Below are 25,809 nucleotides of genomic sequence, written 5' to 3' on the forward strand. Positions count from 1 at the left end.
TGAATTGCACCAGAAAGCCGTTGGTGTTCGCGCACCGCGGCTTTCGCCATTTTTGAACCGGTCATATAGCCCCCAGCATCATCTGCACCATCTCCATCAGTGGACCGGTTAACCCAGGGTCAACGCGATACATCTCCACGATCCCCTCGCTCAACTCTTTCAGCTTCTGATGACGTGGCGCATCCATTGCGACGGCAATCTTCGCTTCGCTGGTTTCTTTCTCCAGCCTTGCCAGGCGGGCCATAACGTTATCTTCTGGTAGCAGGCGGTTGCGGAACTCAATCGGCAGAACCGCGAGGATTGCCGGAGTCAGCTGGCGGACGTTCTCGCGGTATCTTTCACTGTTGAAATGGTTATCCAGGAAGCGGAAAAACTTCTGACGCTGTCGGCTGAGATCATCAGGGAAAGTGATCTCGTCCCCCCCTTGCGCCAGGTACTCTTCGATGATCAGAGCAGAAACGACATCCTGACCATCTACACCCGCCCATGAGCGAACGGCATCACGAATATCTTCATGGCTAGGTCCCTTGCACGCTTGAGCACGATTTATCACCGCCTGCTGCGGCGATCCTGTATCCTGGTAAAACGTAAGTGATTGCATAGTGCAGTCCCTTGATGGTTAGCGCCGCCGGTCAGGCGGCTGAATGTGGATGCGGAAACAATTCAGGAAGGTCGGGACGGAATTCATGAGCTTGAATCTGTCCTTCGCTTGCCTTTACCAAAACAGGAACATGGATCGGGGAGATTTGTTTTTTCCCATTTAACCAGTCACAGACCGTGGATTGGGCCTTACCACATCGCTTCGCTAGCTCTTTCTGACTACCGGCGATTGCAATCGCTTTTTCTACAGCAGGGTTTTTCATAATCGCTCCTTCTATCAATTTAGGTTGATTATGTTTATCGCTTTAACGAATGTCAATCGCCTATGCGATTTTTTGCTTATTAATCGCTGTGGCGATAATATTTATGAAGGTTAATAGGGGGTATCTTTAATGAGTTTTTCTGAGCGATTAGATCGCGCAATGAATGAGGCGGGTTATACACAGGGCAAGCTAGCTAAGGCAGTTGGCATGGCACAGTCAAGTGTTAACAAGCTGCTAAATGGTGCATCAAGCTCAAGAAAAACGGTCGAGATAGCTTCTGTTCTCAATGTTCGCCCTGAATGGCTTTCCACGGGATCCGGACCGATGCGTAACGATGGCCAGCTACCGCCTCCCATTACAGCGACAAAAGAAGACTCAAACATATTCAGAGTTGACGTACTTGACCTGACATTTAGCGCGGGCCCAGGTTCTTTCATGATCTCTGAGTTCGTGGAGGTGCTGCATGCCATCGAGTTCACTACCGAACATGCGCGATCGCTTTTTGGAAACCGCGCTCAGGATGACGTAAAAGTAATGACGGTAGACGGGGATAGCATGAACCCAACCATACGGTCTGGTGACCGCCTGTTCTTCGATATCTCAGTAAGAAATTTTAAGGTGGATGGCGTTTATGCTTTTGTGTTCGGCCAGCACTTCCACGTAAAGCGGTTGCAGATGCAGGGGTTACAGCTGGCGGTGTTATCAGATAACCCTGCGTATAAAGATTGGTATGTGACAGAAGAGACACAGGATCAGCTGTATATCATGGGCAAAGCGTTGATCCACGAGTCGATAGCTTATAACAAGCTTTGAGTCAGCAGCACGCAACCTAGCTACAGGAAGCATGGGTAAGGCTGTTGTTCGGGGCTTGCAGCCAAGAAGGGCAATAAAGCTTAAGTTCATCGCTGCAATGAAGCGACCGGTGGAATTTATCACTAATCAATTAGTGGAATAAAAATGGAAGAAGACTCGCAACCTGAAAAGAACATTACCATTCAAGAACCCTTGTTTAGTCTTGAGATTGTGGACTATAAGCCAGCAATGGGCACAGCTCACCTAAGGCATACAGTTATGGCCTCAGACGGTTTAGAGTATGCAATAAAAGGGGTTTCTGATGGTGATGCATCCGCTTTGACAGGGATTCCCCACCCAAAGCAAATTCCAGCATCAGAGTGGCTATGTACTAAACTTGCTGAATTTAGTGGGCTTCCGACACCGGCCTGTAGGGTTTTGATTGACCCAGATACAGGAGAGCATTTTTTTGGATCAAAATATGACCTGGCTGCCATGAGTAAGCCACAAGAAGAAATTAACTTTGCCGCTGAATTGATGTCAGGACCTTCTATTCTACGGAAGCAAGTATGGTCAGTTTACGCCTTCGATCAGTTCGTATTTAATATTGATAGGCATATTGGTAACTATCTGTACACTAAGAACCGATATGGAAGCCTGACTATCCAAGCCTTCGATTTCAGCCTTGCCGCTATGGTTATGGGTTGGCCGAACAAAACCGACGCAGCCCTAATACCAATGGGATACAACACTACAAACTGCTGGCAGGCGGTCAAACAGTTGACATATAATGATGTTTCGTGTAAAGCACCTGCGGAAGCTGTGTTGGATAAACTATCCAGAATCAGCGCTAGCACGATAGAACGGATTTTTGAAGACATGCCGGAAGCATGGATCAATCCTTTGCAGAGGGATGCTCTGTTAACCTGGTGGTCAAGCGACGGCAGAATGAAACGAATCGACACTGTTAGAGGGGAGGTGCTGAAATGAATACATATAAATACAGTATTGTCAGAATAACACCGAACCCTGTCCGCGCCGAGACAATCAACGTTGGCCTTGTCGTCATGAAGCCATCTGGTCCTGATGTGCGCGTCATAGAAACCCCTGCCAAACTAAAAGCTATTACAAATGATTTTGGGCTTGAAGCATTAGAGAATAGCCAGAAGCAGCTGGAGACTATTTTAACTTCTGGCTTAAGCATCGAGCAGGCTTCTCTCTTTTTCCAAGGTAGCTTTGCCTTGTCAAGCGTAGGCACATTTCATGCTGCCAACGAACGCGAGTATGAGTTAAAAATCAATGAGTTAAATAAATTATTCATAACACCTGAGCGCGCGAAGAAAAGAACTGAAGTTTCTCAAAAAAGAATTATTACCGAACTTAAGGATAGGTTTGAAAAAGAAGGAGTTATGGGTAAGAACCTCAAGGAAATTAGCGAGCATAAAGTGGTTCAGGGGTATCCGCTTTCTGAATCTGAAGGTCTTTATGCTGAACTCTTACTAAAAAATGGAATTTATCATTTAACTGAAACCTTAGATCTACGGATTTCCAATAACCGCCAAAAAATGGGTGAGTCAGCGTTTAAAGCTGTGACAATAAACGCAGCTAAGACCAAATGGAATAACTGCGTTAAGACTTTTGTGGTTTTTGCTGCTGATACACCTCAGGAAAAAGCACACTCTCAGCAGCTCAACTTGGTTGGAGGTTATGCTGACAATGTCTTCAACTTGCTAAGCAGCGAAGACATGGCTAAATACTACGATCATATGTTAGTCGCTGCTGGGAAAAGCCTGAATTTTAACTAACAAACTATTGCCAACACCCGGCCACCCCGCCGGGTTTTTACTGCCCTTTCCTCACGAACTCCGCCGCATCCCGCAATACACCTTTGTGAATCATATTGCCCACGGTTTTTCGCTTCGCTTCCAGTCGATCGACAATTGCCTCACAGTCAATCACCACACCGTCGATTATCAACTCAACAACCGCCCCACCAATCTCACCAGCTATGAAAGCTGCGCGATCTTCCAGCAATTCATCACGTGACATATCCATACCTAAGCCCATAGCAATACCCTGTTTGGTGTTTTTTTGAGCATATTACGCATTTCATACAAAAATAAATCGCTTTATAAATCAAATAATAATCGACAAAATCACAATATTATCGTTTAAGCGATTGATAAAATAAATCGCCTTAGCTATCATCATCCCATCGCGAAACACTAAGCGCATCAAGTTCAAACGTTCCGCCAGCCTGGCGACAAGGGCAAACGAGGGGATTGAGATGAAAATTGATTTAGACATCAAAGCTCAGGGAGTTGACGTTTCAACCAGCGGCTATCGCGATTTTGTTAACGCCGAAATTCGCGGTGTTGAGCTTGAAGATCTGCTGGAAGGGATTGAAGACAATGACCTGTTCTTCGCTATTGATCTGGAAGATTACATCGACTGGGCTGATACCAACAGCAAGTTGGCGGATATTCTTGGCCGTCTGTCTGCCGATGAAATCATTGACTGGCTTCGTGATAACGGGCACCTGGAGACTGATAATGATTGATTTTGCACGTAAACCGGCCCGACAGCAGGCCGTTCGCGGGAATGCTTTTACGGCACCATTTCGATTCTTTTGGCATGTCATGAAAGGTTGTATCACCAAAAAGGAAACCAGCAAATGAGTACGCTTTTCGCACTCGTTCTGACTGTCGCAATGACCAACGGTGATTATCACGACGTGATTCTCGGCGTCTATGACAACCAGCAGGAATGCCAGTCAGCTGCTATTGAACAGAAAGTTAACGGTGAATGCTGGCCTGTTGATGGAATCATTCGCAATGGTGAATGGCCAGCATCGCATTAAGGAGGGCAAATGCAGACCAAATGCGGTTATTGCGGCAAACCGGTTGAACCGGAAGAAGTAATCAAAAGCACCCTTCTCTATCGCAACGGCTCACAGCTGGCGCGCAAAGAGAAAGAGTATTGTTCCAAACGTTGCGCTTCTTACGACCAGATGGCGCACGAAGGCTAACGTAAAACCCGCGCAAGGCGGGATCTACGTCCGGTGCCACCGACCAAAGTTACACCGGAAACAACATCAAAACCAAAGTTAACCCAATGGGCGCTATCAATGGTCCGGGGATTCTAACACCCAAAAATGAGGATCTCACATGGAATTCTTTAATGTGGTTAAAGCCACTCAGAAATCCGGAAAGAAAGATGCAGTGGTCTGGTTCACTGCAAAAACTGAGGCTCGCGCCAACCTGCAGCTGGACGTTGCGCTGGAAGATGCTGGCATCGAAACCGGCCGCGGCAAGGATTACGCCAAACCAATTCGCACTGATTTCCCTGTGTACAACGACCTGCCAGAAGAAGGCGAGGTTGATTTCACCTGGTGCGATCGTTACGAACTGGCCGAAGACCAGCGCACCTGGAATGTTAAACCACAGGCTGAAGATGAGTCTGTCGACGACGCGGATACTGAAGACAGCGCCGCAGAAGAATCTCAGCAGACAGAGCAGCCAAACCTGATCGTCGTTGCCACCCTGCCATTTCGTCAGCGCGTACTGGCTCAGTTCATCGGTGATGGTGAGTATCTCTATCACGTCGATGCCGCGCAGAAAAATGAGATTGTCCGCCTTGAGATGGACACTGATGACACGTACATCCAGAACCTGCTGCTAGCTGCTGAGAATGTGGAATCATTCAAAGAAGCCATTGAGCACGATATTCATAAAGTCGTGAATGCCGTTAAGAAAGTCTTCCCTGTCGACGGTAAAAAACCGGAGCTGGCAACAGTTATCCAGTTCCTGACGGTGTGGTTCAAAACTGAATACATCGATCGCGGCCTGCTGGTCAAGGAATGGCAGAAAGGCAATCGTGTAACAACCATTAATCGCACACCTTCAGGTGCGAACGCCGGCGGCGGAATTATCTCTGACCGTAAATTCCCGCAAACCATTCTCGGTCTGGAGCATGAGATTGCTCTGGCGCTACGTGCCCGTGACCGCGAATTTGATATTTACAACGTCCCTCTGGATATAGAACTGCAGGCAAAATCCATTATGAATAAGATGGACGATCCCGAATGGTTGGCGACTCGAGAGAGGTTCGTTTCAATTCCTGGTGGCCTGGGCTACTCACGTGCCTGCATCATCGCAACAGTAAAAACCACACCAGAAGGACTTTATGCTGATCCTGTAAAACACCAAGAATATTTGAATAGAGTACTGACGGAAACCGACCACGCCAACCCAGATCCATTGCTCGTTGATATAGCCTGCGGTCGTTCGTCTATGCCTGTACCTATGAAACAGGAAAAAGTAACGGCCGAAGAGGTAAACAAAATTCTTGCAGCTTCCCGCGGCGAATATGTCGAGGAGATTAGTGACCCTACAGACCCGAAATGGATCACAGAAGACCTCGCATTAACCGCCCAACAAATAGATGACCGTTCACCACTTAATGAGGAAACCACCAGCAATGTGCAGATGGAAGAAACTGTCAGTGATGAAGAACAGGCTGGTGATGAAGTGCAGTCAGGCGAAAGCAGTCTGGAAACTGGTGAAGAGTCACATACCGGCCAGCAAGCCGATGTAAACCAGAATGCAGATTCTGTCGCCCAAAACAGCGATTCTGTAAACCAAACCGAACCAGTTGCGGCACAAATCGAGCCAGAATCTCATTCTGACGAACCGGCTGTTGTTTACCCTGCTTACTTTGAGCCAGGCCGCTATGAAGGGTTGCCGAACGAGGTTTATCACGCGGCAAACGGTATCAGCTCTACCCAGGTGAAAGACGCACGTGTTTCGCTGATGTACTTCAATGCGCGCCACGTAGAGAAAACCATTATCAAAGAACGCTCTCCTGTTCTGGACATGGGTAACCTGGTACATGCGCTGGCGTTACAGCCAGAGCAGCTCGATGAAGAATTTAGCGTTGAACCCGTAATTCCGGAAGGCGCATTTACCACCACGGCAACGATCCGCGCGTTTATTGATGAGTACAACGCCAGCCTGCCAGCGCAACTGAGCGCTGACGATATCAAAGCTTTGCTAGAGGAATACAACGCCGCTCTGCCTGCTCAGATATCGTTGGGCGGTTCAGTCGAGGAAACTGGCCAGAGCTACATGTCACTGCCAGAAGAGTACCAGCGTATCGAAGCGGACCAAAAGCAGACCGCTACGGCGATGAAAGCATGCATCAAAGAATACAACGCCACTCTGCCTGCTCAGGTGAAAACCAGCGGTAGCCGTGATGCATTACTCGAGCAACTGGCAATCATCAATCCTGACCTGGTTGCACAGGAGGTGCAGAAGCCCCAACCGCTGAAAGTGTCCGGTACTAAAGCAGATCTGATACAGGCCGTGAAGTCTGTTAATTCGGACGCCGTCTTCACCGACGAACTGCTGGATGCGTGGCGCGAGAACCCGCAAGGGAAAGTGCTGGTCACCCGCCAGCAACTGAATACCGCGCTGGCCATTCAGAAAGCCCTGCTCCAGCACCCAACTGCAGGCATGCTGCTCCAGCATCCGAGCCGCGCCGTTGAGGTGAGCTACTTTGGTTTTGACGACGAAACCGGTCTGGAAGTCCGCGTTCGTCCCGACCTTGAGATCGATCTAGACGGCGTTCGCATCGGTACCGATCTGAAAACCATCAGTATGTGGAACATTAAGCAGGAAGGTTTGCGCGCCAAACTGCACCGGGAAATCATCGACCGTGACTACCACCTGAGCGCCGCCATGTATTGCGAGACCGCAGCGCTGGATCAGTTCTTCTGGATTTTCGTCAACAAAGACGTGAACTACCACTGGATCGCCATCATTGAGGCATCAACCGAACTGCTGGAACTGGGCATGCTCGAGTACCGCAAGGCGATGCGTGCTATCGCTACCGGCTTTGACACTGGCGAGTGGCCAGCGCCGATCACCGCTGATTACACCGACGAACTGAACGACTTCGACCTGCGCCGCCTTGAAGCGCTGCGTACTCAGGCATAAGGGGAATGAAGATGCAAAACACTAACGTAACTGTAGCTGACCAGAACGCAGTGATTAACTCCAACGTGGCCCTGTTTGATTCCCAGTATCTGAACGCCATCAGTGCGTTTGCTCAAATAATGGCGCAGGGTGCAGCGACAGTCCCCAGACACCTGCAGGGAAATCAGGCTGACTGCATGGCAGTAGCGATGCAGGCGGCACAATGGCAGATGAATCCCTTTGCAGTAGCGCAGAAAACGCACCTGATTAACGGCGTTCTCGGATACGAAGCGCAACTGGTAAATGCCGTTATTTCACGCAGCGGCGTGCTGGCAAACCGCTTTGAATACGAGTGGTACGGACCATGGGAAAAAGTAGTCGGGAAATTCCAGATTCGTAAAGGCGACAAAGGAGAATACCGTGTTCCTGGCTGGACCCTTGCTGACGAAACGGGCATTGGCATCATCATCCGCGCAACGCTGAAAGGTGAAGATCAACCGAGGGAACTTGATCTGCTACTAGCACAGGCCAGGACTCGTAATTCAACGCTTTGGGCTGACGACCCTCGCCAGCAGCTCGCTTATCTCGCCGTGAAACGCTGGGCAAGACTGTTCTGCCCGGATGTAATTCTCGGCGTATATACCCCTGATGAACTGGATGATCGCCGTGAAGAGCGAGAAGTTAACCCAGCTCCAGTGCAACACGTTAGCCTGTCTGAAATTTCAGGTGACACCGTCACAACCACGCAGAGCGCGCAGGAATCGTCAGCAAATATCGACTCACTGGCTGATGATTTCCGCGAACGCATTGATGCTGCACAGGATGTAGACAGCGCAAAAGCGGTTCGGGCGGATATCGAAAGCGCGAAGGCTACGCTCGGTTCCGCCCTGTTCACTGAACTGAAGAACAAGGCAGTGAAGCGCTACTACCTGGTTGATTCACGTAACAAGGTTGAGGCCGCGATCAACTCCCTGCCGTCTCCGGATGAACCGGGCGCAGCAGAACGATTCGCCGAAGTTGAGCGCGTGCTGGCAACCAATAAGCGTCACATGGGCGACGAGCTGCACGATCAGTTCAGCATCACCCTGGCGGATATGAAACCGGAATACGTGGCCTAAGGGAGGCGGGAGGGTTCGCCCTCCCGGTAACGACATGAGTAAATCTTTAAACGCACGCTGCATTCGTCGCTGGGAAATTGAGTTCAAAGGCCGTTGCGATTCGAAAGTAAGCCCTTGGTGGCGCAAACACCACCTCCGCGGTTACATCCGGGAATGCGCCCTGACAACTGCCGATTGCATGGTTGAGCGTATGGCTGAGGACAACGCTCTGGTTGATTTTCAAGGTAATGGTCGCGGCTGGTCACCTGAGTTTTCAGCGTGGTACGGCGAGCGCCGTGCGCAGTATAGAAAAGAAGCGTTGAGCTACCTCAATGAAGATGCCAGCAACGACGAGATCGACGAAGAGATTCAGAACGAGCTGGAGGCCTGGAATGACTGAGCGTGGAATGATTTTTAACGGTGAAATGGTTCGCGCCATTCTCGACGGTCGTAAAACCCAGACGCGGCGTGTGATCAAACTCTTCCATGAGCGCGGCATGCTGAATCCGGTAGTTCGCGGGCGCAATGGCGAAATTTCATCCGTCTCTTGCAGGCTTGCTCCGATGCTGTGCCCGTTCGGTCAGCCGGGTGATCGTATCTGGGTTCGGGAGACATGGGGCGTAGTCAGCCACGAACTGGATGAAGATGGCCGCATCCAGCCATGGAACCCTGACCGCTCTGCTACAGCGATTCACGAAATGCCGTTTGGCAATGGCTATTACTCTGGTCACGCCATCTATGCCGCGGATGGGGAATTTACCTGGGGTGATGACGATGGCTATGAGGATGGTCGTTCGTGTTGGAAACCGTCTATCCACATGCCACGCGCAGCCTGCCGCATCCTACTGGAGATTACCGACGTGCGAGTGGAAAGGTTGAACAGCATCAGCCAAGAAGATGCGCAGGCTGAAGGCATGGAACTTACCGGATGGCGGCCAACCTACTCAGACCCCGATAGCGGCGGCGATGTTTGGACTCCATATGACAATTTTGCACAGTTATGGTCGTCCATCTACGGCGAAGGCAGCTGGTTGGCTAATCCGTTGGTCTGGGTTATTGAGTTTAAGCGTATCGAAGGAGGTGACCATGCGACTAATTAACCGTGGAAATCAGCAATCCCCATTAGCGCGCCAGGCATGCGACATCGCACTAGCAACCCACCAACAACGATACGGCGACTATGGCCGCAGCAAGATGAAAGAGACGTACACGGTGAGAGTTGAAGGCGTGAAGGTCTGGGTGGAAGTAGTGAACCGCAAGGCCAGCTACGTGGCCACGGCGATGACAGGTATGCGCCGACTGCGTGCGCTGCCGGGTCAGGTTTCTTGATAACGATATTTCATTAACAGTTTTCCGGCAGCTCTATAATGAGTTGCCGGATCCGGAGGTAGTATGGCCAAGCTTCTTAATCTGCAGGAATGGGCGAATTCAACTTACTCAACCCCGCCGTCTCTTTCAACACTTCGCCGCTGGGCGCGGGAGGGGCGCATTTACCCTGCTCCGGAACTTCACGGCAAAGAATATAAGGTTAAGCCTGACGCCATCTATGTGGATCCGAGCAAGAAGAACCTTCGCCCCAAATCAAAACGCTTAGCGCTGCCAACTGGCGGCACTCTACTGGAGAGACTGACTCATGGCGAAAAGGCCAGTACGTTACGACGCTAACCTGCCCCGTAACCTGACCTATCGTAAAAGAGACAGGCTTTATAGCTGGCGAAACCCGATTACCGGTCAAGAATTATCTCTTGGCCGGATCGACAGAAAGGACGCCATTTCTCAGGCCATCGAGGCCAACAACTACATCGACCAGAATTACCTTCCGTCAGCGCTGCTGGACCGTATAAAGGAAACACCAACATTTACGGTGAAAGCGTGGCTCGAGCGCTACGAAGTAATTCTTGAGCGAAGAGAATTGAAACCCAACACGATGAAGGTCAGGCGCAATCAGATCGCCACTATCAGTGATGAATTCGGACGTATGCCGCTATCGGCGGTCAGCACAAAGGACGTATCTACTTTCCTGGAGAGTTACATACTCTGCGATAAGAAGAGCATGGCCTCAGGCCTGCGATCGGTATTGTTGGATATTTTCAGGGAGGCGATCGTCGAGGGACATATTGAAAGGAACCCGGCAGAGCCGACAAGGACGCCGACACCAAAAGTGAAGCGAGAGCGTCTTTTGCTCGAGCAGTTTGAGATAATAAGGGATGCCGCAACTGCTCATTCTGGATGGGCTGCAAATGCATGTGACCTGGCGCTGGTCACCGGGCAGAGAAGAGAGGACGTATCGCTGTTCAGATTCAGCGATATCAGAGATGGAAGATTGTTTGTCACGCAGGAAAAGACAGGTCACAAATTGGCGTTGCCACTTGATTTGCGACTGGACTCTGCTGATTTGGTATTGCAGGATGTTATCGACCGTTGTCGTAAAAACAACCCGTCAGACTTCATGCTTTATTCTGCGGTAAGGCGTGGTGGCAGGAAGCCTGGTCCGTTAACTCCGGACGGAATCACCCAAGCATTTTCTGATATCAGGGATTCTACAGAGTTAAAGTTTGGCCCCAACCCTCCCCCATTCCATGAGATCAGGAGCTTGGCGAGCAGACTGTATGAAAGGGAGCGCGGAGAGGATTTCGCACAGAGACTGTTGGGGCATAAAAATTTAACAATGACCAAAAAATACCTGGACGCACGCGGTGCAGAATATGTTATGGTTTAGACAGGATATGGAAATTTCGAGTAATTTTCGTGGGATTTCGTGATAGCACCGAAAAAACCCAACGAAAACAAGCACATAAAAAGAGACCGAATACGATTCCTGTATTCGGTCCAGGGAAATGGCTCTTGGGAGAGAGCCGTGCGCTAAAAGTTGGCATTAATGCAGGCTAAGTTACCCTGCTATTTAAGAATAGATGACAGCGCCAGGTTTTCCAGTCCGCGACTAAAGTGGCCTGAAAAAAAGGACGATTGTCACACATCCAAACGTAAAAACCGCAAGTTCTCCTGAGCGAGCCTTGCGGTTTTTTATTGGAAATCAGAACGCTACATCTGACAATTAGCAGAGCTTTTCTGCACGCTCAACAAACGGTGCGAGGCTCATTTTTTCGCCCGGTTTCGCCGGGTCGTCAATCTGGATAATCTCGATTGGCTTCGCCGTAGTTTTCCCACTCTCTACCTGCTGTCTGGCAACATCATTCAATGGGTATTGCACCAGCGTACTGGGATTGATGACATACAGCGCGTTACCCGGACGGCAGGTCAGCATCACCTCTTCCCGATTAAACGCCCACTTATCTTTGCCAACCTCAAAACGGCTGACGGTGATGACCTGTGGCGCAGCCAGCGCGGCCCCTGAACTTGCCAGTAGTAATAACGAGATAAAGATTTTTTTCATGCGTTTTGCCAATCCATCAATCAGAAAGGTTCGAGGGTTGCAAACAGGCTGACAATCGCCAGCACAACGGCCCCAATTCCCCATTCCAGCTTAGTCATCCAAACAAAATAGAGTGTCATACTGCTGTTATCCTGCCGCATGCGTGGTACCAGAACATACCGATTCACCAGCGCAATCGCCACCATTAGCATCACCAGAGCACCTTTTAACAAAAGCAGTTGCCCGTAAGCCATGTGCCAGGGAACAGAAAAACCAACAATAAACAGCGCATTCATGATACCGGTAAGTAAAACTCCGATAACGAAAAGATGCCCGTAGCGGGAGAAACGCATCATAGTATTGATGGCCTGTTCCCGCCAGCGGCCTTGCGCCATTTGCATACAGTAAAGTACGGGCAGCAAACCGCCGAACCAGGCGGCAGCGCATACCAAATGCAAGGCGTGGTTAACCTGCTGGATTGCACCAGCGATACCGCTATGCAGCGTCGCGTGTCCGACGCCAGCCAGCAAAATAAACTGCGCAATCGTCAGCATTAACAGCAGTCGCGGCATGCTGCGCGGTACTATAATTACCACCACCAGCGTGACCAGCGCGAGGATAATCTGCCATAACCAGACGCCGCCAAACTGCGTTTGCAACACGGCACCCCATATGTCACTAGAAATAACATCCCGCCAGCCTGAGCCCATTAAACCACCCTGGATCGCCAGCATCAGCGTCGCGCTAATAAAGCTCCACGCTGCGGCATGTCGTTGCAGACGCAAAAAACGACGCATCATTAAACGACGAACCGAAACGGGAGCCAGCCATGCGCCGTAGAGCGCACAGCCAAACACCAGCATCAACGTGGTAAAATGGATAAACCGTAGTGCAACCCAGGTAAATTCCAGCATCGGTTATTTCACGCTAAAGGTATATTGCCCCTTTGTCTTATGACCATCCACGGAGACGACGTGCCAGTCGACAGTATATTTTCCGGCCTTAAGCGTTTGAGCAAGTGGAATAATCAGTTGTGTTTTGTCCTGTTCACTGCGCGATGCCTTACCCGTTTTGATCTGTTCTTTGTTTGGGCCTGTCAGCGTTGCGCCGCTGAATCCCGGCTCGACACCTTCAGAGAAATTCAGCGTCAACGCCTGAGGAGATACCGCAACATCGGCATTAGCCGCCGGGCTTTGTTTTGTCAGGTGAGCATGAGCCAGGGCGGCGGGAGTTGCCAGAAGGCTGGCGAGTACGATGAGAGCGTTGCGAAGCTTAGATGCAGATGAAGCCATTTCAACTATTCCTTTTTGTTATGTCTAATCTATAGAGAATAACCTTCTACAATGATCGAGTCGAGAATCATCATTTCGGTCTTGCCATTAATGCACACTCTTAGTAACTTTGCGCGCCGAAAGACAGAGAAAAGGAGAAGCCCATGAACATCAATCTGGCCAAACTTGAGCAAGCTGAAATGGATAAGGTCAATGTTGACCTGGCCGCGGCGGGTGTCGCATTTAAGGAGCGATACAACATGCCGGTTGTTGCCGAAGTCGTTGAGCGTGAACAGCCCGAACATTTACGCGACTGGTTTCGGGAAAGACTGATCGCGCACCGTCTGGCATCCGTTTCCCTTTCACGTTTACCCTACGAGCCTAAAGTTAAATAAAACTTATATTACGTTACGATTCCTTACATGATGCCTGCTACAGTATAAGTATATTCTTAATCTATACTTTAAAGATGGTTGTAGACACTATGAAAAGGAAATCATTATGTCACACTGGAAAATCGCAGCAGCACAGTACGAACCTCTTCAAACCTCAGTTACCGAACATGTCGCGCATCACCTGCAATTCATTCAGGCAGCCGCTCAATGCCAATGTGAATTGCTGGTTTTCCCCTCCCTTTCCCTGTTGGGTTGTGTTGATGAGAATGACGCGCTCCCTGCCCCACCCGATGAAGCGTTGTTAGAACCTCTCGCGCATGCTGCCGTGACTTATCGCATGACGATTATCGCGGGGCTATCGGTAGAACATAACAATCGGTTCGTAAAAGGTATCGCGCTTTTCTCTCCCTGGATGACCTCCCCCTTAACGTTTCACCAGAGCCACGGGGCCTGTATCGCCAGACAGCAAAATGCCATCAGCGTTGTGGATAGCCAGCCGGAAGGTATCGATATCGACCCGGCGTACTCGCTATTCACCAGCAGTCAGTCTGTCAGTGAGCCCGAATTGCTCTCCTCCACATCTCGTCTACAGAGTTTCTCGCATAAATTTGCCATCGCGGTATTAATGGCCAATGCGCGTGGCAGCAGCGCGTTATGGGATGAGCAAGGTCGATTGATTGTTCGCGCAGACAGCGGTTCCTTACTCTTAACCGGTCAACGCACGCCACGGGGTTGGCAAGGTGATATCATTCCTTTACGCTAATCGTTTTGGGTCAGGAGCATGGCATGTTGCGCATAATAGATACAGAAACCTGTGGTCTGCAGGGAGGCATTGTTGAGATTGCTTCTGTCGATGTGGTTGACGGAAAAATAGTCAATCCTATGAGCCACCTGGTGCGTCCTGACCGCCCCATCAGCCCTCAGGCGATGGCAATTCATCGCATTACGGAAGCGATGGTGGCCGATAAGCCGTGGATTGAAGATGTCATCCCCCAATATTACGGCAGCGAATGGTACGTGGCGCACAATGCAAGTTTTGATCGCCGCGTATTACCCGACATGCCCGGGGAGTGGATTTGCACCATGAAACTCTCCCGTCGTTTGTGGCCAGGAATCAAATACAGCAACATGGCGCTGTATAAATCCCGCAAGCTGAGCGTTCAGACACCAGCTGGCCTGCATCATCACCGTGCCCTATACGACTGCTACATCACCGCGGCACTGCTGATCGACATCATACAAACGTCAGGCTGGTCAGCAGAACAGATGGTCGATATTACCGGCCGTCCTGCGTTACTTACTACTTTCACTTTCGGCAAGTATCGCGGAAAACCTGTATCAGAAGTGGCTGAACGCGATCCGGGCTATCTGCGCTGGTTATTTAATAACCTCGACAGTATGAGCCCGGAGCTGCGCTTAACGCTGAAACACTATCTGGATAACGCCTGAGCAGATGCCTGTCCAGGCAGTGTCCCCTGCGCCAGTCCGATCAAAAACGCGTATTCCAGGGCCACGCCTTCGTATGATTTAAAACGCCCGGATTTTCCGCCATGCCCGGAATCCATATCCGTGCAGAGTAACAGCAGACGATCGTCCGTTTTCAGCTCGCGCAGTTTTGCCACCCATTTTGCCGGTTCCCAGTATTGCACCTGGGAGTCGTGTAATCCCGTCGTAACCAGCAGATGAGGATAAGCTTGCGCTGTAACATTGTCATACGGGCTGTAGCTTTTCATGTAGGTGTAATACTCTTCGTCCTGCGGATTCCCCCACTCTTCAAACTCACCGGTCGTCAGGGGAATGGACTCATCCAGCATCGTGGTCACCACATCGACAAAAGGCACCTGCGCAATGACGCCATGGAAGAGTTCCGGGCGCTCATTAATGGCAACACCCATTAACATTCCTCCGGCGCTCCCCCCCATGCCATAACACAGCGAAGGCGCGCCATAACCCATTTTTAGCAGCGCGTCGCAGACGTCGAGGTAGTCATTGAAGGTATTTTTCTTGAGCAGAAACTTACCGTCTTCGTACCACTGCTGTCCTAACTCGCCGCCGCCACGCACATGAGCAATGGCATAAACAAAGCCGCGATCCAGTAAGCTCAAGCGGCTGCTGCTGAAATCGGCGTCCATGCTGGCGCCATACGAGCCATAGCCGTAGACCAGTAACGGGTTTTTCCCTTTCAGGAAATACTTTTGATGGTAAACCAGCGAAACCGGAACCTCGGTGCCATCACGCGCGGTGATCCAGACGTGTTCGCTACGGTAGTTCGCCGCATCAAATCCTGGGACCTCCGTCTGTTTGAGTACGCGACGCTCTCCGGTGTCCATATCCAGTTCAAACAGCGTGTCCGGTGTGGTCATGGAGGAATAGCCATAACGCAGGCGCGATGTCTCAGGTTCTGGATTATAGGCAAGCCATGTCACATACGCCGGATCATCAAAAGCGATACCGACCACTTCGCGCGTTTTACGATTAATCTGTCGCAGGCTGGTTAAGCCCCGCTGACGCTCTTCCACCACCAGCCAGTCTGTGAACAGCGTAAAGCCCTCCAACATGATGCTGTCGCGCGGCGGGATCAGCGTCTCCCAGGCTTGTTCATCACGCACACGGGTACGGTACAGGCCGAAATTTTTACCCTGACGGTTGGAACGCAGATAAAACGTATGCTGATAGTGATCGAGGCTGTACTCGTGATCTTTACGTCGCGCTAAAAAGACTAACGGCTCGGCATCCGCCAGTTCTGCGTCAAGCAGCAAAACCTCACTGGTGGTCGCGCTGGCGATATGAATAACCACATAATGTAACGAGGTGGTTTTATGCAGACTGACATAAAACATGTCATCGGCTTCTTCATACACTAGCTCATCCAGTGATGACGGCGAGCCGACGGTATGCCGCCACACTTGATATGGGAGCAGCGTCTTTGCGTGTTTGCGCACGTAATAGAAGGTTTGCGAGTCATTCGCCCAGACCAGATCCGCTTCAACGTTTTCCAGCACTTCCGGATACCAGTTGCCGCTTTGCAGATTGCGAAAACGCACGCCATATTGCCGACGAGAAAGATAATCTTCGGCCAACGCCATAATGGTGTTATCCGGAGATATCGCCAGTCCCCCCAGCGTATAAAACTCACTGTGGGCCGCGCGCTGGTTACCATCCAGCAAGGTGTCCCATTCATCCCACTCTTCACTGAAGGCAGACTGACGTTGATAAATGGCATATTCGCACCCCGGTTCATAAATATGCCGGTAGCGATAACCATTCTTCACATAGGGGGCGGAAGCATCCTGAGGCGGGATACGGTCGATAATCTCTTTCAGGACGCGATCCTGCAATGCCTGCTGTGAGGCCATAATCTGGCGGCCATACGCATTTTCTTGTTGCAGATAATCCAACACTTCTGGCTGCGAGCGGGTGTCATCTCGCAGCCAGTAATAATTATCAACACGGGTATCGCCATGATTCGTCATGGCGTGGGGGATACGAGAAGCTTTTGGTAGCATGTCATTGTTCTTTTGCTTAAACATCCTATAAGGGTGGCAAAAGACAGCAATGATGCAAGCGAAACATGCGCCTTAACGGTAAGTAATTAACCTGGTAAAGCCTGTTTTTGTTCCTTGAGATCCTGTTCAATGCCTTCACGAACATCCTGCGGGATCTTCAACGCATCGCCCAGCGCGTTCAGATAGCTACGCTCCATAAAGTGGTCGATATCAATCGCCGCACAGCTCAGGAAGTAAATTTCCAGCGCCTCTTCTTCGTTGCGGATCCCTTGTGCCAGGCGCTGAGGATCTAACGGTTGTTCAATCGCACGTTCGATCAGAACGCGGCCCTGCTCTTCCACGCCTGCTTCACGAAGTTGCTGCTCAATGGCGGTACGTTCTTTGGCATCAATATGACCATCGCTTTTCGCCGCAAAAACCAGCGCCAGGATCAGTCGTTCGGTTCGCTCATCCAGCGGCGAGCTTTGTGCACCGAACTGCGGCTCACCCTGATGCGCCGCGCGAACCTTATCCTTGTATTTGTTCCATAATACGGTACCGGCAACCGCACCGCCGCCCACCAGAAGCGCGCTGGTGCCATATTTACTCAGTAATTTCCGTGAAGATTTGTTGGCAACCAGTAATCCTGCCAGACCGCCTAACGCGCCGGGAACCAGAAGTTTACTCAGCCCTTGCTCACCAGAAGATGACGCGGAAGATCCTTTTTGCCCAAGAAGAGATTGAAGTTGATTCAGCCAGTTAGCCATGTTGCCCCTCAAGTACAGACGAATAATCATCAAAGCGTACCCGAGGGGATGTCAGGAAGTGTTCAGGTCATCAAAAGAAGTGCAAATACATTCTACCTTCGTTACTGCGACTGATACTCCGCCGTTCCGGCTTTGCAGTCGACTTTTACCTGGTAGTGAATATCCGCGCTTTTACCGCGAACCGTGAGGGGAACTGACCATTTCCCATCTTTACCCGTAATATCGGGCGTGTTGACCCAGGCGACAGGATCGGCTTGCCCGACGCGTTTTTGATCGTCAGCCCAGCGCGCGATGCGATTTTGCTGATAATCACGTTTCACGCTCGCCGCGATACCGTCAGCATTCAGTCCTTCGCACTTGGGGAACTGAACTTTCTTGCTTTCCATATTTGCCGCAAATACAGATACGCTGGCAGATAACAACAGCAGGCTCAACAACGCTCTTTTTTTATACATTCTTTTCTCCTTAATCTCCCCTTCGTCCTTCAGGTTGCCTGTTGCAACGTGAAAAGACGTCAGGGATTGCACAATGATTCAGGGAAAAGCATGGTACAAAACGTCAGGAGCGCAAGTCGTTTCAGGCAGCCTGAGTATCATCCTCAGCGTGCGCATCGTTTTCGACCGCCTGCGGAGAGGGCAGCTTGCCGTTTTTCAGAATGGCGCTCAGCACATCTTTCTGCTCAGCCAGCCACAGGGAAAGCGCTTCGCGCTGCTGGTCTTCCAGCGCTACCGGCGATTGCTCCAGCCATGTGTCGAGCAAATCTGCTGTATCAAGCATTTTGTCATACGCATCGGCTTCCTTTTTGCTGGTAAACGACATTTTTTCCTCACCTTCCCGAATGACTACGTATTTAACTTCAACCGCCATTTTTGCAGCCTCTTAAATTACCTGTATTTATGTACAGTATATTCTTTTTGCGCCTTGAAATCAACCTGGTAATAAAGACAGACGCAAACGTTTTCGTATATACTGCGCCCAGATAAAACAGGGGATTAATTTATGACGTTATTAGGCACAGCGCTGCGTCCCGCAGCAACGCGAGTGATGTTATTAGGTTCAGGTGAACTGGGTAAAGAGGTAGCGATTGAATGCCAACGCCTGGGTGTGGAAGTCATTGCCGTGGATCGTTACCCCGACGCGCCAGCCATGCACGTTGCCCATCGCTCATACGTAATCAACATGCTGGATGGCGATGCTTTACGCCAGCTCGTCGAGCGTGAAAAACCACATTATATCGTGCCGGAAATAGAGGCGATTGCCACGGATATGCTGGTAAAACTGGAACAAGACGGTCACAACATCGTGCCGTGCGCCCGAGCGACGCAGTTGACCATGAACCGCGAAGGAATCCGTCGTCTCGCCGCCGAAGAATTATCTCTACCGACCTCTTCTTACCGCTTTGCTGACAGCGAAGCCCGCTTTCGCGAGGCCGTCGCCGAAATCGGCTATCCCTGCATCGTGAAGCCGGTAATGAGTTCCTCCGGTAAGGGACAGAGCTTTATTCGTTCCGCCGATCGACTCACTGAAGCCTGGAATTATGCTCAACAAGGCGGCCGAGCAGGTGCCGGACGCGTTATCGTCGAAGGCGTAGTGAATTTTGATTTTGAAATCACCCTGCTTACCGTCAGCGCCGTTGATGGCGTACATTTCTGCGCACCGGTAGGACATCGTCAGGAAGATGGCGATTATCGCGAATCCTGGCAGCCGCAGCAGATGAGTGAACTGGCGCTGGCTCGAGCGCAGGAGATTGCCCGTCAGGTGGTGCTGGCGCTGGGTGGCCACGGTCTGTTTGGGGTAGAGCTATTTGTCTGCGGTGATGAGGTGATTTTCAGCGAAGTTTCCCCTCGCCCTCACGACACGGGTATGGTGACCTTGATTTCGCAGGATCTGTCTGAGTTTGCCCTGCATGTACGCGCATTTCTCGATCTGCCGGTTGGCGCAATCCGTCAGTATGGGCCTTCTGCTTCCGCCGTTATTCTGCCGCAGCTTACCAGCCAGAATGTCACGTTTGATAACGTACAGGCCGCTGTGGGCACAGGTATGCAAGTCAGATTCTTCGGCAAGCCAGACATCGACGGGAGCCGTCGTATGGGCGTTGTGCTGGCCACAGCGCAGAGTATTGAAGACGCGGTGACACGCGCGAAAGACGCGGCGGCACAGGTGAAAGTCGCAGGATAAAAAACGGGCCAGATGGCCCGTTTCAGACTCGCAGGCCCGGTAATGATTACCGGGCATTTTGCGTTATTACAGCTTCGCGCCTTCTACTGCTTCACGAGCCAGCTTGGTAATGCGTGCGTAATCGCCAGCTTCCAGGGCATCTGCCGGAACCAGCCAGGAACCACCGATGCACAGCACGCTTTTCAGTGCCAGGTAATCACAGTAGTTCGCCGGAGAGATACCGCCGGTTGGGCAGAAACGGACCTGAGAGAACGGACCCGCAATTGCCTGCAGCGCTTTAGTACCGCCGTTGGCTTCCGCCGGGAAGAATTTGAACTCTTTCAAACCGTAGTCCATACCCAGCATCAGTTCAGACACGGTGCTGATGCCTGGGATCAGCGGAATAGTGCCTTCAGTTGCAGCTTTCAGCAGCGGCTCGGTCAGGCCCGGGCTGATAGCAAACTGCGCACCCGCTTCAGTGACTTCAGCCAGCTGTTGTGGATTCAGTACGGTACCCGCACCCACGATAGCGTCGGGAACTTCTTTTGCGATCGCGCGAATGGCATCCATCGCACATGCGGTACGTAAGGTCACTTCCAGAACGCGCACGCCCCCTGCAACCAGCGCTTTTGCCATTGGCACCGCGTGTTCCAGTTTATTAACCACGATAACCGGTACAACCGGGCCAGTGGTCAGGATTGCTTCTGCACTTGTCTTCCAGTTTTTCATCAGAGTTTTCTCTCGCCTGATTACAAAATAAGTCTTAAAAAGTGATACAGGTTGCGCCCTGCTCCGCACCGGACAGCTTTTCACGCAACGCGCTGAACATTTCACGTCCCGTACCCACGCGCGATGCGCTGAGATCAGGAATGTGTGGCTGACGGGAGGCAAGTTCCTCTTCATCCACCAGCAGCGTCAATTCACCTGTCTGTCCATTCACACGAATGATGTCGCCATCGCGTACTTTTGCCAGCAGCCCGCCATCATAGGCTTCCGGGGTTACATGGATTGCTGAAGGCACTTTACCTGAAGCACCTGAAAGTCGTCCATCGGTAACTAACGCAATTTTGAAACAACGGTCCAATAATACACCAAGTGGCGGCATGAGTTTATGTAATTCTGGCATTCCGTTCGCTTTTGGTCCCTGATGGCGCACAACCACCACGCAATCCCGGTCAAGCAGACCGGCATCGAACGCGGGTAACACATCATGCTGACTTTCAAAGACGACTGCTGGTGCTTCAATAATCTGGTTTTCTACCGGTACCGCCGACGTTTTCATCACCGCACGCCCGAGGTTACCGCTCAGCACTTTGGTGCCGCCGTGGTGGGAGAATGGTTGGTCAAAGGTGGCGATCACGTTGCTGTCCAGAGACTTCACCGCCCCTTCGCGCCAGTCCAGTTCACCCTCGTTAAGCCACGGTTCCATGGTGTAGCGGGATAAACCGAATCCGGCAACGGTGTTCACATCTTCATGTAGCAGACCCGCATTAAGCAGTTCACGCATTAACACCGGTACGCCACCCGCCGCCTGGAAGTGGTTAATATCTGCTGGACCATTCGGGTACAGACGCGCCATCAGCGGCACGATATCGGACAGATCGGAGAAATCATCCCAGTTAATCAGAATCCCGGCCGCACGCGCCATAGCCACCAGGTGCATCGTATGGTTGGTAGAGCCCCCGGTCGCCAGCAGCGCCACAATACCGTTCACTACCACTTTTTCATCGATCATTTTACCGATCGGCATCCATTCATTGCCATTGCCGGTCAGGCGTGTTACCTGACGGGCTGCAGCCGCGGTCAGCGCTTCACGCAGCGGCGCATCAGGATGTACAAATGAGGAGCCAGGCAGTTGCATACCCATAAACTCCACTACTGTAGATTCAATTGGTCAACGCAACAGTTATGTGAAAACATGGGGTTGCGGAGGTTTTTTGAATGAGACGAACATTTACAGCAGAGGAAAAAGCCTCTGTTTTTGAACTATGGAAGAACGGAACAGGCTTCAGTGAAATAGCGAATATCCTGGGTTCAAAACCCGGAACGATCTTCACTATGTTAAGGGATACTGGCGGCATAAAACCCCATGAGCGTAAGCGGGCTGTAGCTCACCTGACACTGTCTGAGCGCGAGGAGATACGAGCTGGTTTGTCAGCCAAAATGAGCATTCGTGCGATAGCTACTGCGCTGAATCGCAGTCCTTCGACGATCTCACGTGAAGTTCAGCGTAATCGGGGCAGACGCTATTACAAAGCTGTTGATGCTAATAACCGAGCCAACAGAATGGCGAAAAGGCCAAAACCGTGCTTACTGGATCAAAATTTACCATTGCGAAAGCTTGTTCTGGAAAAGCTGGAGATGAAATGGTCTCCAGAGCAAATATCAGGATGGTTAAGGCGAACAAAACCACGTCAAAAAACGCTGCGAATATCACCTGAGACAATTTATAAAACGCTGTACTTTCGTAGCCGTGAAGCGCTACACCACCTGAATATACAGCATCTGCGACGGTCGCATAGCCTTCGCCATGGCAGGCGTCATACCCGCAAAGGCGAAAGAGGTACGATTAACATAGTGAACGGAACACCAATTCACGAACGTTCCCGAAATATCGATAACAGACGCTCTCTGGGGCATTGGGAGGGCGATTTAGTCTCAGGTACAAAAAACTCTCATATAGCCACACTTGTAGACCGAAAATCACGTTATACGATCATCCTTAGACTCAGGGGCAAAGATTCTGTCTCAGTAAATCAGGCTCTTACCGACAAATTCCTGAGTTTACCGTCAGAACTCAGAAAATCACTGACATGGGACAGAGGAATGGAACTGGCCAGACATCTAGAATTTACTGTCAGCACCGGCGTTAAAGTTTACTTCTGCGATCCTCAGAGTCCTTGGCAGCGGGGAACAAATGAGAACACAAATGGGCTAATTCGGCAGTACTTTCCTAAAAAGACATGTCTTGCCCAATATACTCAACATGAACTAGATCTGGTTGCTGCTCAGCTAAACAACAGACCGAGAAAGACACTGAAGTTCAAAACACCGAAAGAGATAATTGAAAGGGGTGTTGCATTGACAGATTGAATCTACAACCATCTGGTTAGTGTTCGCTGTGCCGTAGAACGTACAGGTACCCGGAGCGTGATAAGACGCCGCTTCGGATTCAAGAAGCGCCATACGATCGACTTTACCTTCAGCATACAGCTGACGGATACGCACTTTTTCTTTGTTCGCCAGACCGCTCGCCATCGGACCGGAAGGAATAAAGATAGACGGCAGATGACCAAATGACAGCGCAGCCATTACCAGGCCCGGGACAATTTTGTCGCACACGCCGAGGAACAACGCGCCGTCGAACATGTTGTGGGAAAGGCCCACTGCAGCAGACATCGCAATCACTTCACGACTGAGCAGCGAAAGCTCCATCCCATCCTGTCCCTGGGTCACACCGTCGCACATTGCAGGTACACCGCCAGCAACCTGGCCTACTGCATTGGCTTCATGCAGTGCTTTACGAATGATGGCCGGATAGTGTTCATACGGCTGATGCGCGGAAAGCATGTCGTTATAGGAGGTAATGATCGCGATATTGTTACGCAGCATGCTTTTCAGCGAGGCCTTATCGTCCGGCTGACACGCAGCAAAACCATGCGCCAGGTTACCGCATGCCAGTTGCGAGCGATGAACGGTAGTTGATTTCGCTTGTTCAATACGGGCGAGGTAGGCGGAACGTGTGTCACGAGAACGTTCGACGATACGTTGTGTTACGCGTAACAAATTCGGATTCATAGAGGCTCCTAAAATTTATCTGTCAGAGCGTTGGATCAACAATGTGTTTCAGTTGGGTAAAAATAGCTGAATCGCTTGTTGGCCGTAGCTCAGGGGCAAAATCGTTTCAGGCAGTGTAATAAAAAAAGCCCCGCGGGTGAATCCACGCGGAGCTTAAAAGTGCAAAAATTATTCTACAATCTGTGTTAGATCATGTTACCGGTAAAATAACACCTATGGGCTAGATGATATTTTACTCGAATTCGTTCCAGGAACGACCATCTCGGGTAATCATCGCCACAGAAGCAACCGGGCCCCAGGTCCCTGCCTGATACGGCTTCGGCGCGTCGTTGTCCATCGCCCAGGCTTCGGTAATTGAGTCGACCCACTTCCATGCTTCTTCAACTTCATCACGACGCACAAACAGCGCCTGTATTCCGCGCATTGTTTCGAGCAGCAGGCGCTCATAGGCGTCGGCAAGGTGCGTCTGGTTGAAGGTTTCGGAATAGCTCAGATCAAGCTTGGTAATTTGCAGATTATGCTTGTGATCCAGACCCGGCACTTTGTTCAGTACCTGGATATCGACACCTTCATCAGGCTGCAAACGGATGGTCAACTTGTTCTGCGGCAGATCCTGCCAGGATTCTCTGAACAGATTCAGCTCAGGCGTTTTGAAGTAAACCACCACTTCAGAGCACTTCGTCGGTAAACGTTTACCGGTACGCAGGTAGAACGGAACTCCCGCCCAGCGCCAGTTATCGATATCCACACGGATCGCCACAAACGTTTCCGTGTTGCTGCTCTTGTTCGCGCCTTCTTCTTCCAGATACCCCGGCACTTTTTTGCCCTGGGCAAAACCCGCGGTGTACTGACCGCGAACCGTTTTTTCACGTACGTTCGAACGATCGATACGACGCAGCGATTTAAGTACCTTCACTTTTTCATCACGAATGCTGTCGGCGCTCAGATCGGACGGCGGAGACATCGCAATCATGCACAGGATCTGCAGCAGGTGGTTCTGAATCATGTCGCGCATTTGACCTGCCTGGTCAAAATAGCCCCAACGGCCTTCAATACCCACTTCTTCCGCCACGGTAATTTCTACGTGATCGATAGTGCGGTTATCCCAGTTGTTCACAAACAGGGAGTTGGCAAAACGCAGTGCCAGCAGGTTCAGGACCGTCTCTTTGCCAAGATAGTGGTCGATACGATAAACCTGACACTCTTCGAAATACTCGCCGACCTGATCGTTGATTTCACGGGATGTTGCCAGCGACGTACCCAGCGGTTTTTCCATCACAACACGGGCTGGTTTAGCATTCAGCTTTGCTTCACCCAGGCCTTTGCAGATCGCGCCAAAGGTGCTCGGCGGCATCGCGAAATAGTTAATGGTGGTACGTGATTTTTGATCCAGCATTTCGCCCAGACGGCTAAACGCGGCGGTGTCATTGACGTCCAGATTACAAAACTCCAGACGACCGCTGAGAGTCTCCCACAAACCTTCGTCGATTTTTTCTTTCATGAAGGTTTCGAGCGCTTCACGCACAACCTTGGTATAGGCTGCTTTGTCCCAGTCGGCACGCCCTACCCCAATGATACGGGTTTCCGGGTTAATCTGGCCGGCCTTTTCCAGTTGATACAGGGAAGGCAGCAATTTCCGCCGCGCCAGGTCGCCCTTCGCGCCGAAAATGACCAGGTCACATGCCTGGGCTGTTTGCGTTACCGCCATGTCATTCTCCTCAATTAAGTGCCTGGTGCTTTTGCCAGACACTGGTTGTAATTTTATTACAGTGCACTGTACTGCTTTTACGTGAATCCGGAAACCGTAAACGCTTATCCAGCCGTGCTGTTACCGCG

General features: G+C 50.9%; 31 protein-coding genes and 3 pseudogenes. 20 read left to right on the top strand and 14 right to left on the bottom strand.

From position 1 onward, the window contains the following. Positions 1 to 61 precede the first annotated feature (61 nt). Positions 62 to 601, bottom strand: a complete 540-nt coding sequence (locus tag HV314_RS15210) for a toxin YdaT domain-containing protein (protein ID WP_119174322.1) — start codon at positions 599 to 601, stop codon at positions 62 to 64. Between the two features lie 31 nt (positions 602 to 632). Then, positions 633 to 863: a transcriptional regulator gene (locus HV314_RS15215; protein ID WP_016156233.1), complete on the bottom strand. Its 231-nt coding sequence runs from the start codon at positions 861 to 863 to the stop codon at positions 633 to 635. Positions 864 to 992: 129 nt separating this feature from the next. On the opposite strand from HV314_RS15215, the gene HV314_RS15220 reads away from it, so the two are divergent. The 3 genes from HV314_RS15220 to HV314_RS15230 all read left to right on the top strand — a co-directional run bounded on the left by HV314_RS15220 (position 993) and on the right by HV314_RS15230 (position 3,460). Beyond that, positions 993 to 1,676 carry a LexA family transcriptional regulator gene (locus HV314_RS15220; protein WP_119174323.1) on the top strand — a complete coding sequence of 228 codons (684 nt, stop codon included), beginning with the start codon at positions 993 to 995 and terminating at the stop codon, positions 1,674 to 1,676. Positions 1,677 to 1,820: 144 nt separating this feature from the next. Continuing rightward, on the top strand, positions 1,821 to 2,645 hold the full coding sequence (locus HV314_RS15225) for a hypothetical protein (RefSeq protein WP_119174324.1): 825 nt from the start codon (positions 1,821 to 1,823) through the stop codon (positions 2,643 to 2,645). Beyond that, positions 2,642 to 3,460, top strand: a complete 819-nt coding sequence (locus tag HV314_RS15230; RefSeq protein ID WP_119174325.1) for a DUF3037 domain-containing protein — start codon at positions 2,642 to 2,644, stop codon at positions 3,458 to 3,460. The genes HV314_RS15225 and HV314_RS15230 overlap by 4 nt, the downstream gene beginning before the upstream one ends. Positions 3,461 to 3,497: 37 nt before the next feature. Here HV314_RS15230 and HV314_RS15235 read toward each other — a convergent pair whose 3' ends face one another. After that, positions 3,498 to 3,704, bottom strand: coding sequence for a hypothetical protein (locus HV314_RS15235; RefSeq protein WP_029139561.1), 207 nt, complete (start codon positions 3,702 to 3,704; stop codon positions 3,498 to 3,500). 238 nt (positions 3,705 to 3,942) lie between these two features. Between HV314_RS15235 and HV314_RS15240 the strand changes: the two genes are divergently transcribed. From HV314_RS15240 to HV314_RS15285, 11 genes are all read left to right on the top strand, one after another. Continuing rightward, a complete protein-coding gene (locus HV314_RS15240) occupies positions 3,943 to 4,215 on the top strand; it encodes a hypothetical protein (protein ID WP_181546036.1) in 273 nt (90 codons plus the stop codon). Continuing rightward, on the top strand, positions 4,208 to 4,333 hold the full coding sequence (locus HV314_RS27405) for a hypothetical protein (protein WP_275149545.1): 126 nt from the start codon (positions 4,208 to 4,210) through the stop codon (positions 4,331 to 4,333). The genes HV314_RS15240 and HV314_RS27405 overlap by 8 nt, the downstream gene beginning before the upstream one ends. Next, on the top strand, positions 4,330 to 4,515 hold the full coding sequence (locus HV314_RS15245; RefSeq protein WP_181546038.1) for a YebW family protein: 186 nt from the start codon (positions 4,330 to 4,332) through the stop codon (positions 4,513 to 4,515). The genes HV314_RS27405 and HV314_RS15245 overlap by 4 nt, the downstream gene beginning before the upstream one ends. A 9-nt stretch (positions 4,516 to 4,524) precedes the next feature. Beyond that, entirely contained in the window at positions 4,525 to 4,683 is a 159-nt protein-coding gene (locus tag HV314_RS15250; protein ID WP_181546040.1) for a YdaE family protein, read from the top strand. 139 nt (positions 4,684 to 4,822) lie between these two features. Next, positions 4,823 to 7,651, top strand: a complete 2,829-nt coding sequence (locus HV314_RS15255; RefSeq protein ID WP_181546042.1) for a RecE family exodeoxyribonuclease — start codon at positions 4,823 to 4,825, stop codon at positions 7,649 to 7,651. Between the two features lie 11 nt (positions 7,652 to 7,662). Continuing rightward, on the top strand, positions 7,663 to 8,748 hold the full coding sequence (locus HV314_RS15260) for a RecT family recombinase (RefSeq protein WP_151532624.1): 1,086 nt from the start codon (positions 7,663 to 7,665) through the stop codon (positions 8,746 to 8,748). A 34-nt stretch (positions 8,749 to 8,782) separates the two neighbouring features. Further along, positions 8,783 to 9,127 carry a hypothetical protein gene (locus HV314_RS15265; RefSeq protein ID WP_151532623.1) on the top strand — a complete coding sequence of 115 codons (345 nt, stop codon included), beginning with the start codon at positions 8,783 to 8,785 and terminating at the stop codon, positions 9,125 to 9,127. After that, positions 9,120 to 9,827, top strand: a complete 708-nt coding sequence (locus tag HV314_RS15270) for a hypothetical protein (RefSeq protein ID WP_151532622.1) — start codon at positions 9,120 to 9,122, stop codon at positions 9,825 to 9,827. The genes HV314_RS15265 and HV314_RS15270 overlap by 8 nt, the downstream gene beginning before the upstream one ends. Next, a complete protein-coding gene (locus HV314_RS15275; protein ID WP_001237028.1) occupies positions 9,814 to 10,056 on the top strand; it encodes a DUF4060 family protein in 243 nt (80 codons plus the stop codon). The genes HV314_RS15270 and HV314_RS15275 overlap by 14 nt, the downstream gene beginning before the upstream one ends. Positions 10,057 to 10,119: 63 nt before the next feature. Continuing rightward, complete coding sequence (locus HV314_RS15280) at positions 10,120 to 10,392, top strand: excisionase (RefSeq protein ID WP_151532621.1); 273 nt, start codon at positions 10,120 to 10,122, stop codon at positions 10,390 to 10,392. After that, on the top strand, positions 10,361 to 11,446 hold the full coding sequence (locus tag HV314_RS15285) for a tyrosine-type recombinase/integrase (protein ID WP_001129310.1): 1,086 nt from the start codon (positions 10,361 to 10,363) through the stop codon (positions 11,444 to 11,446). Before HV314_RS15280 ends, HV314_RS15285 begins: the two co-directional genes overlap by 32 nt. A gap of 336 nt (positions 11,447 to 11,782) precedes the next feature. Here the strand turns inward: HV314_RS15285 and HV314_RS15290 are convergent, their stop codons facing one another. From HV314_RS15290 to yobA, 3 genes are read right to left on the bottom strand one after another with little or no spacing between them, the layout of a single operon-like run. Next, complete coding sequence (locus HV314_RS15290) at positions 11,783 to 12,121, bottom strand: YebY family protein (RefSeq protein WP_181546044.1); 339 nt, start codon at positions 12,119 to 12,121, stop codon at positions 11,783 to 11,785. Between the two features lie 20 nt (positions 12,122 to 12,141). Beyond that, the gene (copD, locus tag HV314_RS15295) at positions 12,142 to 13,014 is read right to left on the bottom strand and encodes a copper homeostasis membrane protein CopD (protein WP_181546046.1); all 873 of its coding nucleotides are present in this window, start codon (positions 13,012 to 13,014) and stop codon (positions 12,142 to 12,144) included. Positions 13,015 to 13,017: 3 nt separating this feature from the next. After that, entirely contained in the window at positions 13,018 to 13,392 is a 375-nt protein-coding gene (gene yobA / locus HV314_RS15300; protein WP_080858671.1) for a CopC domain-containing protein YobA, read from the bottom strand. Positions 13,393 to 13,535: 143 nt separating this feature from the next. On the opposite strand from yobA, the gene HV314_RS15305 reads away from it, so the two are divergent. The 3 genes from HV314_RS15305 to exoX all read left to right on the top strand — a co-directional run bounded on the left by HV314_RS15305 (position 13,536) and on the right by exoX (position 15,215). Beyond that, positions 13,536 to 13,766, top strand: a complete 231-nt coding sequence (locus tag HV314_RS15305) for a DNA polymerase III subunit theta (RefSeq protein ID WP_003034925.1) — start codon at positions 13,536 to 13,538, stop codon at positions 13,764 to 13,766. A gap of 106 nt (positions 13,767 to 13,872) precedes the next feature. Further along, complete coding sequence (locus tag HV314_RS15310) at positions 13,873 to 14,529, top strand: carbon-nitrogen hydrolase family protein (protein WP_016156222.1); 657 nt, start codon at positions 13,873 to 13,875, stop codon at positions 14,527 to 14,529. A gap of 23 nt (positions 14,530 to 14,552) precedes the next feature. Continuing rightward, positions 14,553 to 15,215, top strand: coding sequence for an exodeoxyribonuclease X (exoX, locus tag HV314_RS15315; protein WP_016152773.1), 663 nt, complete (start codon positions 14,553 to 14,555; stop codon positions 15,213 to 15,215). Here exoX and ptrB read toward each other — a convergent pair. The 4 genes from ptrB to yebG all read right to left on the bottom strand — a co-directional run bounded on the left by ptrB (position 15,197) and on the right by yebG (position 18,885). Next, positions 15,197 to 17,272: an oligopeptidase B gene (ptrB, locus tag HV314_RS15320; RefSeq protein WP_181546048.1), complete on the bottom strand. Its 2,076-nt coding sequence runs from the start codon at positions 17,270 to 17,272 to the stop codon at positions 15,197 to 15,199. The two genes, exoX and ptrB, sit on opposite strands and share 19 nt — an antisense overlap. Positions 17,273 to 17,358: 86 nt before the next feature. Continuing rightward, the gene (locus HV314_RS15325) at positions 17,359 to 18,018 is read right to left on the bottom strand and encodes a tellurite resistance TerB family protein (RefSeq protein ID WP_016156220.1); all 660 of its coding nucleotides are present in this window, start codon (positions 18,016 to 18,018) and stop codon (positions 17,359 to 17,361) included. A gap of 101 nt (positions 18,019 to 18,119) precedes the next feature. Then, on the bottom strand, positions 18,120 to 18,473 hold the full coding sequence (yebF, locus tag HV314_RS15330; RefSeq protein ID WP_016152770.1) for a protein YebF: 354 nt from the start codon (positions 18,471 to 18,473) through the stop codon (positions 18,120 to 18,122). 121 nt (positions 18,474 to 18,594) lie between these two features. Further along, positions 18,595 to 18,885, bottom strand: a complete 291-nt coding sequence (gene yebG, locus HV314_RS15335; protein ID WP_181546050.1) for a DNA damage-inducible protein YebG — start codon at positions 18,883 to 18,885, stop codon at positions 18,595 to 18,597. Positions 18,886 to 19,017: 132 nt separating this feature from the next. Between yebG and purT the strand changes: the two genes are divergently transcribed. Continuing rightward, the gene (gene purT, locus HV314_RS15340; RefSeq protein WP_181546052.1) at positions 19,018 to 20,196 is read left to right on the top strand and encodes a formate-dependent phosphoribosylglycinamide formyltransferase; all 1,179 of its coding nucleotides are present in this window, start codon (positions 19,018 to 19,020) and stop codon (positions 20,194 to 20,196) included. A 66-nt stretch (positions 20,197 to 20,262) separates the two neighbouring features. Here purT and kdgA read toward each other — a convergent pair whose 3' ends face one another. Together kdgA and HV314_RS15350 are read right to left on the bottom strand one after the other, a co-directional pair. Beyond that, positions 20,263 to 20,904, bottom strand: coding sequence for a bifunctional 4-hydroxy-2-oxoglutarate aldolase/2-dehydro-3-deoxy-phosphogluconate aldolase (kdgA, locus tag HV314_RS15345; RefSeq protein ID WP_181546054.1), 642 nt, complete (start codon positions 20,902 to 20,904; stop codon positions 20,263 to 20,265). 34 nt (positions 20,905 to 20,938) lie between these two features. Next, positions 20,939 to 22,054: pseudogene (locus tag HV314_RS15350) on the bottom strand (dihydroxy-acid dehydratase domain-containing protein); the annotation flags it as partial. On the opposite strand from HV314_RS15350, the pseudogene HV314_RS27635 reads away from it, so the two are divergent. Together HV314_RS27635 and HV314_RS15355 are read left to right on the top strand one after the other, a co-directional pair. Beyond that, a pseudogene (locus HV314_RS27635) lies at positions 22,040 to 22,120 on the top strand (hypothetical protein); the annotation flags it as partial. The pseudogenes HV314_RS15350 and HV314_RS27635 overlap by 15 nt on opposite strands. Beyond that, positions 22,117 to 23,268, top strand: coding sequence for an IS30-like element IS30 family transposase (locus HV314_RS15355; RefSeq protein WP_001254932.1), 1,152 nt, complete (start codon positions 22,117 to 22,119; stop codon positions 23,266 to 23,268). The pseudogene HV314_RS27635 and the gene HV314_RS15355, both read left to right, overlap by 4 nt. Here the strand turns inward: HV314_RS15355 and HV314_RS15360 are convergent. Continuing rightward, a pseudogene (locus HV314_RS15360) lies at positions 23,269 to 23,973 on the bottom strand (dihydroxy-acid dehydratase domain-containing protein); the annotation flags it as partial. Between the two features lie 232 nt (positions 23,974 to 24,205). Next, positions 24,206 to 25,681 carry a glucose-6-phosphate dehydrogenase gene (gene zwf, locus HV314_RS15365; RefSeq protein WP_003034896.1) on the bottom strand — a complete coding sequence of 492 codons (1,476 nt, stop codon included), beginning with the start codon at positions 25,679 to 25,681 and terminating at the stop codon, positions 24,206 to 24,208. Positions 25,682 to 25,809: the final 128 nt, after the last annotated feature.

Origin of the sequence: Citrobacter sp. RHBSTW-00887 (genome assembly GCF_013728095.1) — a bacterium.
Taxonomy (GTDB): Bacteria; Pseudomonadota; Gammaproteobacteria; order Enterobacterales; family Enterobacteriaceae; genus Citrobacter; species Citrobacter braakii.